This window comes from Salinibacterium amurskyense (assembly GCF_002797685.1).
GTDB lineage: Bacteria > Actinomycetota > Actinomycetes > Actinomycetales > Microbacteriaceae > Rhodoglobus > Rhodoglobus amurskyensis.
The window spans coordinates 1,577,085-1,591,425 of the sequence record NZ_PGFH01000001.1 but is presented as its reverse complement, the minus strand read 5'-3'; the positions used below and the strand labels follow the sequence as shown (position 1 = coordinate 1,591,425).

General features: G+C 61.4%; 15 protein-coding genes. All 15 read right to left on the bottom strand.

All coding sequences use genetic code 11. The features are described 5' to 3' along the window. Nucleotides 1-48: 48 nt before the first annotated feature. The 15 genes from CLV85_RS07585 to alaS all read right to left on the bottom strand — a co-directional run bounded on the left by CLV85_RS07585 (nt 49) and on the right by alaS (nt 14,310). Complete coding sequence (locus CLV85_RS07585; RefSeq protein WP_100388932.1) at nt 49-996, bottom strand: aspartate carbamoyltransferase catalytic subunit; 948 nt, start codon at nt 994-996, stop codon at nt 49-51. Further along, the gene (gene pyrR, locus CLV85_RS07580) at nt 993-1,520 is read right to left on the bottom strand and encodes a bifunctional pyr operon transcriptional regulator/uracil phosphoribosyltransferase PyrR (protein ID WP_100388931.1); all 528 of its coding nucleotides are present in this window, start codon (nt 1,518-1,520) and stop codon (nt 993-995) included. The genes CLV85_RS07585 and pyrR overlap by 4 nt, the downstream gene beginning before the upstream one ends. Before the next feature lie 100 nt (nt 1,521-1,620). Further along, complete coding sequence (locus CLV85_RS07575; RefSeq protein WP_100388930.1) at nt 1,621-2,496, bottom strand: ABC transporter permease; 876 nt, start codon at nt 2,494-2,496, stop codon at nt 1,621-1,623. Beyond that, nucleotides 2,459-3,499 (bottom strand): aliphatic sulfonate ABC transporter substrate-binding protein, encoded by a 1,041-nt coding sequence (locus tag CLV85_RS07570; RefSeq protein ID WP_100388929.1) that lies wholly within the window; start codon nt 3,497-3,499, stop codon nt 2,459-2,461. The genes CLV85_RS07575 and CLV85_RS07570 overlap by 38 nt, the downstream gene beginning before the upstream one ends. A 48-nt stretch (nt 3,500-3,547) precedes the next feature. Then, nucleotides 3,548-4,369 (bottom strand): ABC transporter ATP-binding protein, encoded by an 822-nt coding sequence (locus CLV85_RS07565; protein WP_100388928.1) that lies wholly within the window; start codon nt 4,367-4,369, stop codon nt 3,548-3,550. Nucleotides 4,370-4,460: 91 nt separating this feature from the next. Continuing rightward, on the bottom strand, nt 4,461-4,874 hold the full coding sequence (gene nusB, locus CLV85_RS07560; RefSeq protein ID WP_100388927.1) for a transcription antitermination factor NusB: 414 nt from the start codon (nt 4,872-4,874) through the stop codon (nt 4,461-4,463). Next, a complete protein-coding gene (gene efp, locus CLV85_RS07555; RefSeq protein WP_100388926.1) occupies nt 4,875-5,438 on the bottom strand; it encodes an elongation factor P in 564 nt (187 codons plus the stop codon). A 71-nt stretch (nt 5,439-5,509) separates the two neighbouring features. After that, nucleotides 5,510-5,965, bottom strand: coding sequence for a type II 3-dehydroquinate dehydratase (locus CLV85_RS07550; RefSeq protein ID WP_100388925.1), 456 nt, complete (start codon nt 5,963-5,965; stop codon nt 5,510-5,512). A 26-nt stretch (nt 5,966-5,991) separates the two neighbouring features. Next, on the bottom strand, nt 5,992-7,068 hold the full coding sequence (gene aroB, locus CLV85_RS07545; protein ID WP_100388924.1) for a 3-dehydroquinate synthase: 1,077 nt from the start codon (nt 7,066-7,068) through the stop codon (nt 5,992-5,994). Further along, nucleotides 7,065-7,574: a shikimate kinase gene (locus CLV85_RS07540; protein WP_100388923.1), complete on the bottom strand. Its 510-nt coding sequence runs from the start codon at nt 7,572-7,574 to the stop codon at nt 7,065-7,067. Before CLV85_RS07540 ends, aroB begins: the two co-directional genes overlap by 4 nt. Further along, the gene (aroC, locus tag CLV85_RS07535) at nt 7,564-8,769 is read right to left on the bottom strand and encodes a chorismate synthase (protein ID WP_100388922.1); all 1,206 of its coding nucleotides are present in this window, start codon (nt 8,767-8,769) and stop codon (nt 7,564-7,566) included. The genes CLV85_RS07540 and aroC overlap by 11 nt, the downstream gene beginning before the upstream one ends. 43 nt (nt 8,770-8,812) lie before the next feature. Then, nucleotides 8,813-9,697, bottom strand: a complete 885-nt coding sequence (locus CLV85_RS07530; protein ID WP_100388921.1) for a shikimate dehydrogenase — start codon at nt 9,695-9,697, stop codon at nt 8,813-8,815. Beyond that, nucleotides 9,691-11,187, bottom strand: a complete 1,497-nt coding sequence (gene mltG / locus CLV85_RS07525; protein ID WP_100388920.1) for an endolytic transglycosylase MltG — start codon at nt 11,185-11,187, stop codon at nt 9,691-9,693. Before mltG ends, CLV85_RS07530 begins: the two co-directional genes overlap by 7 nt. A gap of 3 nt (nt 11,188-11,190) precedes the next feature. Continuing rightward, nucleotides 11,191-11,652 carry a Holliday junction resolvase RuvX gene (ruvX, locus tag CLV85_RS07520; RefSeq protein WP_100388919.1) on the bottom strand — a complete coding sequence of 154 codons (462 nt, stop codon included), beginning with the start codon at nt 11,650-11,652 and terminating at the stop codon, nt 11,191-11,193. Between the two features lie 3 nt (nt 11,653-11,655). Continuing rightward, nucleotides 11,656-14,310, bottom strand: coding sequence for an alanine--tRNA ligase (gene alaS, locus CLV85_RS07515; RefSeq protein WP_100388918.1), 2,655 nt, complete (start codon nt 14,308-14,310; stop codon nt 11,656-11,658). Nucleotides 14,311-14,341: the final 31 nt, after the last annotated feature.

The window sequence follows — 14,341 nt, the reverse complement described above, 5'->3', positions numbered from 1 at the left end:
TTCTCTGGATTAGTTCACGTTGAGGGGCGGCGGGCAGCATTCCCGCACTCACCGCTCCACAGCTCCGGACAGCAAGTGATACAGCACCGACATACGCACGGAGACGCCATTCGCCACTTGCTCAAGCACTGTTGATTGTGGCGAATCTGCGGCGGCAGCCGAGATTTCGAGGCCGCGGTTCATCGGCCCAGGGTGCATAACCATGCTACTGGCTGGCAGGGCACACATTCGCTCGTCGTTGAGTCCCCACTGTCGCGAATATTCGCGAGCATTGGGGAAGAATGCTGCGGCCATCCGCTCGGCCTGCACGCGCAGCATCATGATGACGTCGGGCCCCTGCGCGATGGCGTGGTCAAGGTCATACGAGACCTCCACGGGCCAGCCGCTGAGGTTCACGGGGAGCAAGGTGGCGGGGGCAACGAGAGTCACGTGAGCGCCGAGCGTCGTCAGCAGCCAGACGTTGGATCGCGCGACTCGCGAGTGAACGATGTCACCGACGATGGTGACGGTCACTCCGTCTAGCCCTTTGCCTCGAGCCGCTGTTCCGTGCAGGCGGCGACGAATGGTGAAAGCGTCCAGAAGAGCCTGGGTCGGATGCTCGTGCGTGCCGTCGCCGGCGTTCACGATTCCGGCGTCAATCCAACCGCTGTCTGCCAGCGTCTTCGGTGCTCCGGATGCCCAGTGGCGTACGACTACCGCGTCTGCGCCCATCGCCGCCAAAGTTTGCGCGGTGTCCTTGAGGTTTTCGCCCTTCGAAACGCTCGATCCTTTGGCGGCAAAGTTGATGACGTCGGCGCTCAAGCGCTTGGCCGCAGCCTCGAAGGAAATGCGAGTGCGCGTGGAGTCTTCGAAGAAAAGATTGATAACCGTTTTGCCGCGCAGGGTGGGCAGCTTTTTGACTTCGCGCTCCGAGACGCTCGCCATGTCTTCGGCAACGTCGAGAATCGCGATCGCTTCCTCGCGAGACAGTCCCTGAGTGGTGAGGAGATTTCTCATCCGATTGTCACCTCGTCTAGGCCATCGATTTCCTCGAGGCGTACGTTGATACGTTCGTCAGCCGAACTCGGAAGATTCTTACCCACGAAGTCGGCGCGAATCGGAAACTCCCGGTGCCCGCGGTCAACAAGCACGGCGAGGCGCACGGCACGGGGGCGCCCGAGATCGCCGAGCGCATCCAGCGCAGCGCGAATCGTGCGGCCCGAATACAACACGTCATCGACGAGAACGACGGTCTTGCCGTCAATGCCCCCGCTGGGGATGTCAGTGGGGCCGGTAGCGCGGGTGGGGTTCTGAGCGAGATCGTCGCGGTACATCGTGACGTCGAGAGCCCCTGCCGGGATCACAGCAGAATCAACTGAGTGGATGATCGCCGAGATGCGGGAGGCCAGCGTAACGCCGCGCGTGGGAATACCGAGAATAACGAGATCGTCTGAACCGCGATTGGACTCAAGAATCTCGTGAGAAATACGAGTCAACGCTCGGGTGATATCAGCATGCTGTAGCACTGTGCGTACAGGCATTCTGACCTCCTTCCCCGCCTCTCTGGACGGAATTTAAAGGAAATCTGTTTCGACGACTCTAGCGCACCTCGCCGCACAGTTCACACTTCAGCACGGAGAGTTATGAGCCCCAGCGCTTGAGCAGAAAACGTTCGAGCACGCCAACCGCAGTATCGGTTAGTTTTCCGAGAACACCCAACAGGATGATCGTGAGGAACAGTCGGTCAATGCGTCCGTTTTGCTGCGAATCGACAAGTAGGAAGCCGAGGCCGAGCGAAGCGCCCAACAGCTCCCCCGCCACGAGAAACAGCCACGCCTGTGCCAGTGCTAACCGCAGCGACGAGATCACCGCTGGCACAACGGCCGGCAGCTGAACCAGTCCGAGCAGCGCGGGGCCTGAGTAACCGTAGCTTCGACCCAGTTCGACCAGATGGGCATCCACATGGCGAAGTGCTGACGCCACTGTCGTGTACACCGGGAAGAAGGCGCCGATGGCGATCAGCGCAACCTTGGAATCCTCGTTGTAGCCGAGGTAGAGCCCGAGAAGGGGCACCCAAGCCAGAGAGGGCACCGCACGCAGAGCACCCAACGTGGGAGCAAAGAACTCTGAGACTCGAGCCGAAAGCCCCACAACGGATGCCAAGGCGAGACCGACGACTGAACCGATCACGAATCCGAGGAGCACCCGCTGGGTGGAAATCGCGACGTGTTGGTAGAGCACACCACGCTCGTAAAGGTCCACACCGGCTGCCCACACACCGAGCGGTGTCGGGAGACGGTAGCTGGCGACAAGGCCCGAGGTGGCGATGAGTTGCCAGAGAGCGATCAGCGCCAGCGGAAGCACCGCGCCCAGGAGAACCGGGCGAACCCAGCGTCGACGACGCGGTGTACTGGTTTCCACGGGTGCCGGAGAGGCCGCGACGTCAGTGACGACGGGCCGCTCCAACACGCTCAACGGGCTACTCAGCGACACGGCTCGGGTCCGCACTGTCGACATACGTCGTTTCGAACAGCGTCGCGAGAGCATCGTCGATCTGCGATTGCTCGGCAACCGCTCCCGAGTCAACGAAGATCGGACCAATCACGCCGAGGACGTCAAGCTGCTTCTGCCCCGGGGCGGGGTCGATAGCGAGGTTCGTGCGCTCCAGCAGAACCGAGTTCGCAATGGGGAGATCGATACCGGCGACATCCGCAAAGATCGCCGCAGCGTCATCCGGGTTCTCCGCAGCCCACTGACGCGCCTTCTCATACGCGTCGACGACTACCTGGGCCAGATCGGGAGACTTCTCCAGGAAGCTCTCCGTGGCGTTGAGGAAGCCATAGCTATTGAAGTCGGGGTTGTCGTACACGATGCGCGAACCCGCATTCACGACGGATGCGCTCATGAGCGGATCAAGGCCAGCCCACGCATCCACGGCGCCCGACTCCAATGCCGTCTTACCGTCCGCGTGCTGCAACTGAGTGATCGTGACTTCATCAAGCCCGATGTCGAACTCGGCAAGCGTCTGAAGCAGGAAGAAGTAAGGGTCAGTACCCGCATTCGCACCGATATTTTTGCCGCGGAGATCTTCGGCAGACTGGATGGGTGAGTCTGCGGCGACAACGATGGCAGACCAATTGGGCTGCGAGTACACATCTACGGTTTTGATGGGCGAACCGTTGGCCCTCGCGAGCAACGCGGCAGAACCGGCGGTAGACCCGACATCCAGAGCACCCGCCCGCAAGGCGTCGTTTGCTGCGGCAGAACCGGATGACTGAAGCCATGTCACTTCAACGTCATCGCCGAGCGTCGATTCCAGCCACCCTTCTTCCTTAATGATCAAGCTGAGCGGGTTGTAGGTCGCAAAGTCGACCGCAAGGGTATCGCTGCTCCAGCCACCCTCGTTATCCGTGGCTTCGGGAGCGAGGCCTGAGCCTTCGCCCGCTACGCAACCGGAGAGTCCGAGGGTGAGCGCTACAGCGCCCGCGGTGAGAAGTGATGAGAGAGAACGGCGAGACATAATTTCCTTTAGGGGGTGTGGGGAGAACAGTGAAAACGGGCGACGGAGCTAACTGCTACTCGTCACCGGGAGGTGGTGGGTGGCGACGCCGAGACCCTCAAGCAGCTCGGCTCGCAATACAGCAAGGTCTGCGCTGCCCCGGTCACGGGGGCGATGCCCCGGGACCGTCACGGTCGCGCGCACGCTAGAGACTGCATCCGCGGAATCGGCGGGGCTCGAACCCAAGAGAACGACGCGGTCGGCGAGGTAGAGCGCCTCATCGACATCGTGCGTGACGATCACAATGGTCGCGGGCTCTGCGGCGTGGAGTTCCAGAAGCAGATCCTGCATCGCAAGCCGGGTCAGCGCATCCAAGGCCCCGAAGGGCTCATCAAGCAGAAGCACCCCTGGCTGGCGCGCCAGAGCGCGCGCGAGGGAGACACGCTGAGCCATGCCGCCCGAGATCTCTCGAGGCCGCAAGTGCGCCGACTCCGAGAGCTTGACCAATTCGAGAAGATGCGACACGCGCTCGCGGTCACTCGCTGCACGACGAGTACGCGGCAACCCGACCTCAACATTGCGAGTGAGCGAACGCCATGGAAGCAACCGAGGCTCCTGAAACGCGATCGCTGACCGCGCATCGAGCCCCGTAACAGGAGCGTCGCCGATGGTGATGGAACCCGCGGTTGGGGTATCCAAGCCCCCGATGTGCCGCAATAGGGTCGACTTGCCGCAGCCAGAGGGACCAATGAGCGCGACGATCTCGCCTTGCGCAATCTCAAGCGAGACATCGTTGAGCACCCGGCGCTCGCCGAAACTACGAGCGAGCCCGCGGATGCTGACCGAGAGGGCATCAGAAGCGATGCTGTCGCGGAGGGAAGAAGAACTCATCCCTGAACGCTAAGACCCGGGTCACACGATGGCTACCGAGGCCGTAACGTAGCGTCACGCAATCGCGTAACGCTACGTCACATAAGAATGGCTATTCGAAGCTGGCCGCGATGCGACCAAGCAATCCATTGATAAAGCCAGCTGAATCTTCTGTCGAATGAACCTTGGCCGATTCGACAGCTTCGGAAATGGCGACTCCCGCAGGAACCTCATCGTTGAACATGATCTCCCAGAGGCCGATGCGCAGCAGCGCACGGTCGACTGCCGGCATACGGTTCAACGGCCAGCCCTGCGAATACGTTTCGATGAGTTCATCGATTTCTTCGCCGTGCTCGGTGATGCCCACGACAATGTCCTGCGCGTAAGCCCAGGCGGTGGCCCGAGCGGGTTCACCCATTGCACGCGTCGATTCGGCAGCAAGAGCAGCATTGATGCTCTCGCCGCGAACGTCTGCGCCGTACATAACGTCAAGCGCGCGCTTACGCGCCTTGGTGCGAGCTCCCATTTAGTCGTTCACGCGACCGAGGTAGCCGCCATCGCGGGTGTCGACCTTGACCTTGGTGCCCTGTTCAACGAACAGCGGTACCTGAATCTGGTAGCCAGTCTCCACGGTTGCCGGCTTGCTGCCACCGGTCGAACGGTCGCCTTGCAGGCCAGGCTCGGTGTAGGTGATCTCCAGAACAACGGATGCCGGAAGCTCTACGTAGAGCGGCTCCATGTTGTGCAGGGCGATCGTGACGTTCTGGTTCTCCAGCATGAAGTTCGCGGCATCGCCCACGGCGGCTTCGCTCAACGTGATTTGGTCGTAGTCACTCGTGTTCATGAACACGAAGTTTTCGCCGTCCTTGTAGAGGTACTGAAAGTCGGACCGGTCGACGGTCTCAGTCTCAATCTTCGCGCCAGCGTTGAAGGTGCGGTCTACGATCTTGCCCGTACGCACGTTCTTCACCTTGGTCCGGACGAAAGCTCCGCCCTTACCCGGCTTGACGTGCTGGAACTCGATAACGGACCACAGTCCACCGTCCATGTTGAGAACGACGCCGTTCTTGATGTCAGCGGTAGAGGCCATTCGTAAATCCGTTTCTGTTAACGAGCAAAAGCGCGATTGAGACACCGAAGTGAAAAAACCAACGTTCGAGTCTAACTGAGTCGTCGTGCAACCGCGTCGAGGCCCAGAATATAGGACTCAAAGCCGAAGCCCGCGATAACGCCAGTCGCCACACCCGAGATCACGCTCGTGTGGCGGAACTCTTCTCTCGTGTGCGGGTTCGTGATGTGAACTTCGATCAGGGGCAATCCGGCGCTGGAGACCTGAGCTGCGGCATCCCGGAGCGCGTAGGAATAGTGCGTGAAAGCAGCCGGGTTCATGATGACCGGCGCGCCAGCATCCACCGCTTCGTGCAGCCACGAAATCAGTTCGGTTTCGCTGTCCGTCTGGCGAAAATCGAGAGTGATGGATGCCGCGTTGGGCAGTGTCTGGGCGTGGGATTCAAGCTGAGCCTGAAGATCGACGAGCGTTCCCCCGCCGTACACATCGGGTTCTCTGCTGCCGAGCCGACCGAGGTTGGGCCCGTTAAGCACGAATACTGTAGTCACCGCTCCACTCTAGCGAGGCAGGCCCGCTAGACCCCGACTTCTTGGTACGCAGAGTACAACATTGCTTCGTCAGGACCATTGAGCATCGAGGTGCGACCCACAGCGTCGAGGACCACGAAGCGGATCATTCCAGCACGGGCCTTCTTGTCCCGCTGCATGGTGGCGAGAAGCGTGTTCCATCGGCCGAGCGGGTAGTCGATGGGAAGACTCAGAGATTGCAGGATGCTGCGATGGCGGTCAACGACCTCCGAGCTCAGCGAGCCAGCGAGGTGCGCGAGTTCTGCGGCAAAGACCATTCCCACCGAAACCGCAGCGCCGTGGCGCCAGCGGTAACGCTCGGCATGTTCGATGGCGTGGCCCAGCGTGTGGCCGTAGTTGAGCGTCTCGCGCAGACCGGTCTCTGTGAAGTCTTCTCCAACGACGCGAGCCTTGAGGCCGATCGAGAGCTCTACGACGCGACGGAAGGAATCCGAGTGAGGATCGGTGACAGCATCCACATCAGCCTCGATCAGATCGAGAATCTCGGGCTCACCGATGAAACCGCACTTAACGATCTCGGCGAACCCCGCCAAGATCTCGTTGCGCGGGAGATCTTCGAGCACATCGAGATCGGCGACGACTGCGCTTGGCGCATAGAACGCACCCACGAGGTTCTTGCCCTCAGCGGTGTTGATTCCTGTCTTGCCACCGACGGCGGCGTCAACCATGCCTGCGACGCTCGTCGGGCACTGAATGAGCTTCACGCCTCGCAGCCAGGTCGCGGCTACGAAACCGGCCAGATCGGTCGCTGCTCCGCCTCCGAAACCGATGACGGCATCCGTGCGAGTGAAGTCGGTTTGGCCCATGATCTGCCAGCAAAACGCGGCCACTTCGACGCGCTTGGCGTCTTCGGCGTCCGGAATCTCGGCCAGAAGAACTTCGTATTTCTCCGAGAGCGACTCGCGCAGTGCATTCGCGCGCGCACCGAGCGTCGGCGGGTGAATGATGAGCACCTTCGCTACTCGCGGACCGAGCTGTTCCGAAAGCTGCGGCAACAGGCCACGACCGATGAGAACGTCGTAGGGATTCACGCCGGCGACCGGGATGATCGTGGTTTCAGTCATTGCTGTTGGGTTCCCAACCAGTCGGCGATTTCGCGCGCGACTTTCTCCATTGGCTTCAGTGAGGTGTCGATCGTGAGCGACGAAAGTTCGTCGTAAATCGGGCGTCGCGCTTCGACAAGCTTTTCCCATTCGTCCGCGTTCTTCGCGAGGGGACGCTTCGTGCCGGCGATGCGCAGTCGAGCGGCTGCCTTGGACATCGTTAGTTGAACTACGCGATGCGATGCAAGGTCGGCGCGGGTCTCAAGATTGAGCACCGCTCCCCCGCCCAGCGTCACAACAGCGGGTTCAAGCAAAGCATTCGCAACCGCTTCGCGTTCCCGTTCACGGAAATACTCTTCCCCAAACTCAGCGAAAAGTTCCGGGATCGGGCCGTGCGAGGCCACTACAACCTTGTCGGTGTCGATGAGCGGAGCATCCAAGATCTTGGCAAGCTTTTTGCCGGCCTTGGTTTTACCTGATCCTGGTGCGCCAATGATCACCACGAGGGCGCCACCGTCATTCAGCACGGGACGCCTGAGTGGTGCTGAGCGAGTCCGGGATGGCCGCGACGTACGCGTCAAGATTACGTTTGGTCTCGCCGAGAGAGTCGCCACCGAACTTCTCAAGAACTGAGTTGGCGAGCGTCAGCGCGACCATGGCTTCAGCCACAACACCGGAGGCGGGAACCGCACACACGTCGGAGCGCTGGTGGTGAGCAACCGCTGCTTCTCCAGTCGCAACGTCGACGGTGCGAAGAGCGCGCGGAACCGTAGAGATTGGCTTCATCGCCGCACGAACCCGCAGAACGGTACCGGTGGTCATGCCACCTTCGATACCGCCAGCACGGTCGCTCAGTCGAGAGATGCCGTCATCGTCGCGAACGAGTTCGTCGTGCGCCACGGAACCGCGGCGTGCGGCGGTCTCAAAGCCGTCACCGACCTCGACACCCTTGATCGCTTGAATGCCCATGAGGGCCGCCGAAAGCTGAGCATCGAGACGACGATCCCAGTGGGTGTACGAGCCCAACCCGGGAGGAAGACCGTAGGCAAGCACCTCAACGACGCCGCCGAGAGTGTCGCCATCTTCGTGAGCAAGATCGACTTCTGCGACCATGCGCTTGGAAGTTTCAGGGTCGAAACACCGCAGCGGATCAGCATCCAGCGTAGCCACGTCGTCGGGCGCTGGCAGGGCACTACTCTCGGGCGAACGCACGGTGCCGATGGAGAGCGTGTGGCTCACCAGACGGATACCAAGCCCTTCGAGGAACGCGCGGGCGACAGCACCAAGTGCGACTCGCGCAGCGGTCTCGCGCGCACTAGCGCGTTCGAGAACATTACGAGACTCGGCAAAGTCATATTTCTGCATGCCGACGAGATCCGCATGACCGGGACGGGGGCGCGTCAACGCGGCGCCACGTCCCTTCGGCAGCGTCTCCGGATCAACCGGGACAGGGCTCATGACGTCGACCCAGCGCGGCCATTCGGTATTGCCGATGCGCAGAGCGACGGGGCTGCCCATCGTGAGTCCGAAGCGAATACCGCCGCTGAGAGTGAGCTCGTCCTGCTCGAACTTCATGCGGGCACCGCGGCCGTAGCCGAGCGTGCGACGCACCAAATCCGCCTGAATTTGTTCAGGAGAGATGGGAACGCCCGCAGGCATCCCCTCAAGAATTGCAACCAATTCGGGGCCGTGCGATTCCCCGGCCGTTAACCATCGAAGCATTCTTCAATCCTCCCACATCAGCGGAGGCGGCTTGTGCGCGTGACTACGAGTGATCGTGGCCGTGAGGTGCTTCGATTGCGGCGCGCATGGCATCGATAGCATCCGCTTCTCGATCCAGCGGAACATCGGCTGTGCCCGCCGCAAAGATACGCACCTGGGCGATCGCCTGGTTGATCAGCAAATCGTGGCCAGAGATCACGGTACCGTCAACATCGAACCAGCTTTGTGCAACCGCGCTCGGCCACGGGTCGTAGGCCACGTCAAACAGCGCCGCGGTTGTGCGGATGCTCTCTGAAAAACTCAGATCCATCGCACCGCCGGGAACCGTCGTGATGATGATCGTAGGAGCTTCGGCTTCTTTCGCCGCTTCCGCCCACTGCCGCAGCACCACTGTCGCCCCGAGGGATTCACCCAGCTGCTGCAGCGGGGCGGCCTTCTGAGGCGTGCGCGCAAAGATCGTTACCGTTGTCGCACCCATCCGAGTCGCGGCGACGAGAAGTGAGGCAGCGGTAGCGCCTGCGCCGAGAATCCAGACGCTGTCGAGGGCGGAGAGGCCGGCGTCGAGAAAGCTGCGCATCGCGCCTTCAACATCCGTGTTGTAGCCGCGAAGGCCTTCATCGGTTATGACGACGGTATTGGCGCCGCCTACGAGCTCGACCAGCGGATCTGCCCAATCGAGCAAGGGCACGACATCCCTTTTGAGAGGCATCGTGAGAGAAAGACCACGCCAGCGGCCGTCGAGCGCGGCCATGAAAGCGGGCAACGACTCCCCCGACAGCTCAACGGCATCGTATTCCCAGTCAAAACCGAGCGTGGCATACGCGGCACGGTGGATGACGGGGCTCAGCGAATGAGTGATGGGCGATCCCAACACAGCGAGCCGCGAACGCGCGGATGAGGTCTCGGCCTGTTCAGAACTGTCTAGCAATAGCTTCCATTTTCGTCGCTCTCGGCACACCAGTCGCGCAGACGTTGAGCTGCAGCCTCGTGGTCGTCAACATTCGTTGTAAACACGGTTTCGCCCGTGGCGAGGTTGATCGGCACGAAGAACAGCCAATCGCCCGCGGCGGGGTTGATAGCGGCATCGATCGCAAGTTCGCCCGGGAGGCCAATCGGTCCGACGGGGAGTCCGGGGTTTGCGTACGTGTTGTAGGGGTTGCTGGCGTCGGCGCGTTCGGCATCGGTCGTCCATACCGTGTGCAGATTGCCTGTTCCGTAGGCGACGGTCGCATCCGACTGTAGGAGCATGTCCTGATCGAGACGGTTATAGAACACCCGCGAAATCTTGTAGAAGTCGTCGGTGTTCGGGCCTGCCTCACGTTGCACGAGCGCCGCCATCGTAAGGATGCGGTAGCGATCCTCAACCGCCACCCCGGCGGCATCCAACTTCTCGTACATCGTGTTGACCATCAGATCGAGCACGGCATACGGGTCTTGACCGCCGTCAAGTTCGTAGGTTGCCGGGAAGAGGTAACCTTCGAGGCTGATCGCTTCGGCGGGCAGGCCGAAGTGCTCGAGATCTTCGGCAGCTGCTTGCACCTCAGCCAACGGAATCCCCGTCGTCTCAGAGATGATCTCAAGCGCGTTCGGCAGCGTGGTGCCCTCGGTAATCAGCAGCCGGTCTGTCACCTTGTTCTCTGGATCAAGCAACGCGTCGAGTGCTGATTGTGCGCTCATCTCCTTCTGCAACGCGTAGTTGCCAGGGAAGAACGCGGGATCACTCTCCTGCTCAAGCAGGAGGTCGTAGAAGGCGTCGAACGTCATGGTGACGCCCGCGACGTTAAGGCTGCGTGCTATGTCAGAGCCAATGTCGCCGGAGTTCACCGTAACGATGACTTCTTCTCCATTGCCCGAACCCTCGAAGTCGTTGGCGAGTTCCCAGCCCATGATTTCGCGGATCTTGTCTTCGTAGTTGACCCAGCCGTACGCCGCAACACCAGCGCCGAGTAGCGCAATGATGAGCAGGGGCAAGCCGATGATCAGGCCGAGTCGACGCTTTTTTCGCGGAGGATCCTGACGACCGCCATCGCCAACGGACGCCGGCGGCGCAGCCGTGTGATCGCCGCCGCCTGCAGGCGCCGTGCCCGCCGTCAGCTCTTCAAAAGTGACGAGCGCTTCAGCTTCCCGTGCGGCTTGCGTTACCGCCGGCAACTGTGACGTCTGGCTCTGCTGAGCCTCGCGAGCTTCTTGAGCAGCGCGGGCTTCGCGCCGCGTCATCGGCTGGCCGTTGCTGGAAGTTGCAGGGGTCGCGCCCGCATTCGTCGCAGAGTCCGGAGTCGCCGACTCTGAACTCGCAGCGGCTGCGGATTCTTCAGGTGAACGCTCAGTGCCATGGGCGGCAGCTTCGCGAGCCGATTTCGGCGCACCCGCACCGGGTTGATCGCTGAAGATGTCGTCCCAGCTCGGTTCATCGGCCATGATTTATGATCCTTGCGTCGGTTCTACGAGCTCTCCCGGCGGTCGATCCGCCGAACGCTCGAAGTCGAGGGCATGTTGCAAAATTATAACGGCGGCAACCTGATCGACGACCGACCGTGAGTTCTTTGTCGTGCGACCGGATGCGCGCAGTGCCGTCTGTGCCGACATCGTGGTCATCCGCTCGTCTACCAAGCGCACGGGCAATTCAGAGCGGTCTGCCAACTGCTGCGCAAACGCCCGCGCATCCCCCGTGGATGCGGTGTCGCGCCCCGAGAGCGCGATGGGAAGGCCCACTACGATCTCCACAGCGTCGTACTCCACGGCTGACTTGAGCACACGCTTCACGCTCGCCTTGGCACGCTGCACTGTTTCTACCGGGGTCGCCAGCATCCCATGAGGGTCGCTTCGAGCAACTCCCACTCGCACCTTGCCGACGTCAACGCCGATCCGGGTACCGGAACGCATCAACTATGCCGAAAGTGTCGACAAAATAAGGGCGAGAGCATCCGGGATAGCGGCGGGGTTAGCGCCACCGCCCTGCGCGATGTCGGGCTTGCCGCCACCGCCACCTCCAAGCACGCCAGCCGCTGCCTTAGCCAAAGCACCGGCAGCGAAGCCGTGAGCGCGCGATGCATCGTTCGTAGCCACGATCACGGCAGGCTTTTCGCCGACGGTTGCCGCTAGCGCCACCACCGCCGCTTCGGAGCCAAGTCGTTCGCGAACAGACTGAACAAGACCGCGCAGGTCGTCGGTAGAGGGCAGTTCGCCCACGTTCTCGACGACAGCCTTCACATGCCCTGCTACCTGAGCCGCTTCGACGAGAGCGGGAACGCGCTGCGAAAGCTGACCAGCTTCGAGCTGAGCGATCTTTCGTTCGGCAGCCTTGAGGTTGGCCAGAAGCTCCGAAATGCGGTCGGGCAGTTGTTCGCGCGGCGTCTTCAAGTTGGTGGTGAGCTCGTTCACGATGGCGCGCTCGGTTGCAAAGTTGCGGAACGCATTCATGCCCACGAGCGATTCGATACGACGGTTGGCGGAGCCGACCGATGACTCTCCGACGAGCGAGATGAGGCCGATCTCCGACGAGCGCGCAACGTGGGTACCCGCGCAGAGCTCGAGCGACCAGGGGCCACCGATTTCTACAACGCGCACCGTGTCGCCGTACTTCTCACCGAACAGCGCCATAGCGCCGAGGTCCTTGGCATCGTCCAAAGCCATGATGCGCGTCGATACCTCGAGGTTGTCACGCACTGCAGTGTTCGCGACTTCTTCGATCTCGGTTTTGGTCTCAGCCGACAACGCCTGCGACCACGAGAAGTCGAGACGCATGTAGCCAGCCTTGTTGTACGAACCAGACTGGTGAGCGTCCTTACCCAAAATCTGACGCAGCGCTGCATGGATGACGTGGGTCGCCGAATGCGCTTGAGTCGCGCCGCGACGCCAGTCAGCATCCACGAGCGCACTCGCTGGATCTCCGACTCCGACCTCGCCGGCAGTAACGGTGACTTTGTGGCTGATGAGTCCCTTCACGGGACGCTGAACATCAAGGACCTCTAGGTGGAAGCTAGCGCCGACGATCGCGCCCGCGTCGGCTTCCTGACCGCCGGACTCAGCGTAGAGCGAGGTCTCAGCCAAGATCACTTCTGCTGTTTGACCGGTGGTCGCGCGGTTTACCGACACACCATCAACGATGATGCCGATGACGCTGGACTCGGTCTCAAGATTCTCGTAACCGGTGAACGTTGTCTCGCCGAGCGCACGGAATGCGCTGTACACGGAAAGGTCGGCGAGGTGCTGCTTTTTCGAACTCGCATCGGCCTTCGCGCGGTCGCGCTGCTGCTTCATGAGCGTGTCGAACGCCTCGCGGTCAACGCTGAGGCCAGCCTCTGCCGCCATCTCGAGAGTGAGGTCGATCGGGAAGCCGAAGGTGTCGTGCAAGAGGAAAGCGGTATCGCTGGGAAGTTCACCGAGCCCCGACTGCTTGGTGTGTTCTACAGCAGTGTCGAGAATGGTGGTTCCGCTGGCGAGGGTGCGCAAGAAGATATCTTCTTCGGCGAGCACAATGCGCGAAATGCGGTCGTAGTCTTTCTCGACCTCGGGGTATGCCGCCTTCATGGCGTCGCGCGATTCGGGGAAGAGTTCGGCGAACGTCGCGCCTTCAACACCGAGCAGGCGCATTGCGCGCACGGTGCGGCGGAGCAGGCGACGCAGCACATAGCCGCGGCCCTCGTTGCTGGGGGTTACGCCATCCGAAATGAGCATGAGGCTCGAACGCACGTGATCAGCGACAACACGCAAGCGAACGTCAGCCTCGTGATCGGCACCGTAGGTGCGGCCGGAGAGTTCCGCAGCCTTATCGAGGACCGGGCGAACCTGGTCAATCTCGTACATGTTCTCGACGCCCTGCTTCAAGAACGCAACGCGCTCAAGACCCATGCCGGTGTCGATGTTTTGCTTGGGCAGCTCGCCAAGAATGGGGAACTGTTTGCCCTTGCCTTCGCCACGCAAGTACTGCATGAACACGAGGTTCCAGATTTCGACGTAACGGTCGTCGTCGGTGGCGGGGCCACCGTCTGCGCCATAGGCGGGCCCGCGGTCGAAGAAGATCTCAGAGGAAGGACCGGCGGGGCCTGGCTGCCCCGTTGACCAGTAGTTGGTGTCCATTCCCAGACGTTGGATGCGCTCGTCGGGCAACCCTGCGGTCTCTTTCCAGTACGCCACAGCATCGTCGTCGTCTTCGTACACGGTGACCCAGAGGTCTTCGGGACGGAACGCGAGCCCGCCCTCGTCTTCCGCGCTGGTGAGGAACTCCCACGCGAACTGAATAGCTTCCTTCTTGAAGTAGTCGCCGAAGGAGAAGTTGCCGTTCATTTGGAAGAACGTGCCGTGTCGTGGCGTTTTGCCGACCTCTTCGATGTCCAAGGTGCGAATGCACTTCTGAACGCTTGTTGCGCGATCGTACGGCGCGGGAACTAGCCCCGTCAGGTACGGGACGAACGGGACCATGCCGGCCACGGTGAAGAGCAACGTCGGGTCGTCGCTGACGAGCGAAGCCGACGGCACGATGGTGTGGCCGCGCTCACCAAAATAGGTCAGCCAACGTTTCTGAATTTCTGCGGTTTGCATGGGATCCCCGGGGAACTAAATACTGCGGCCC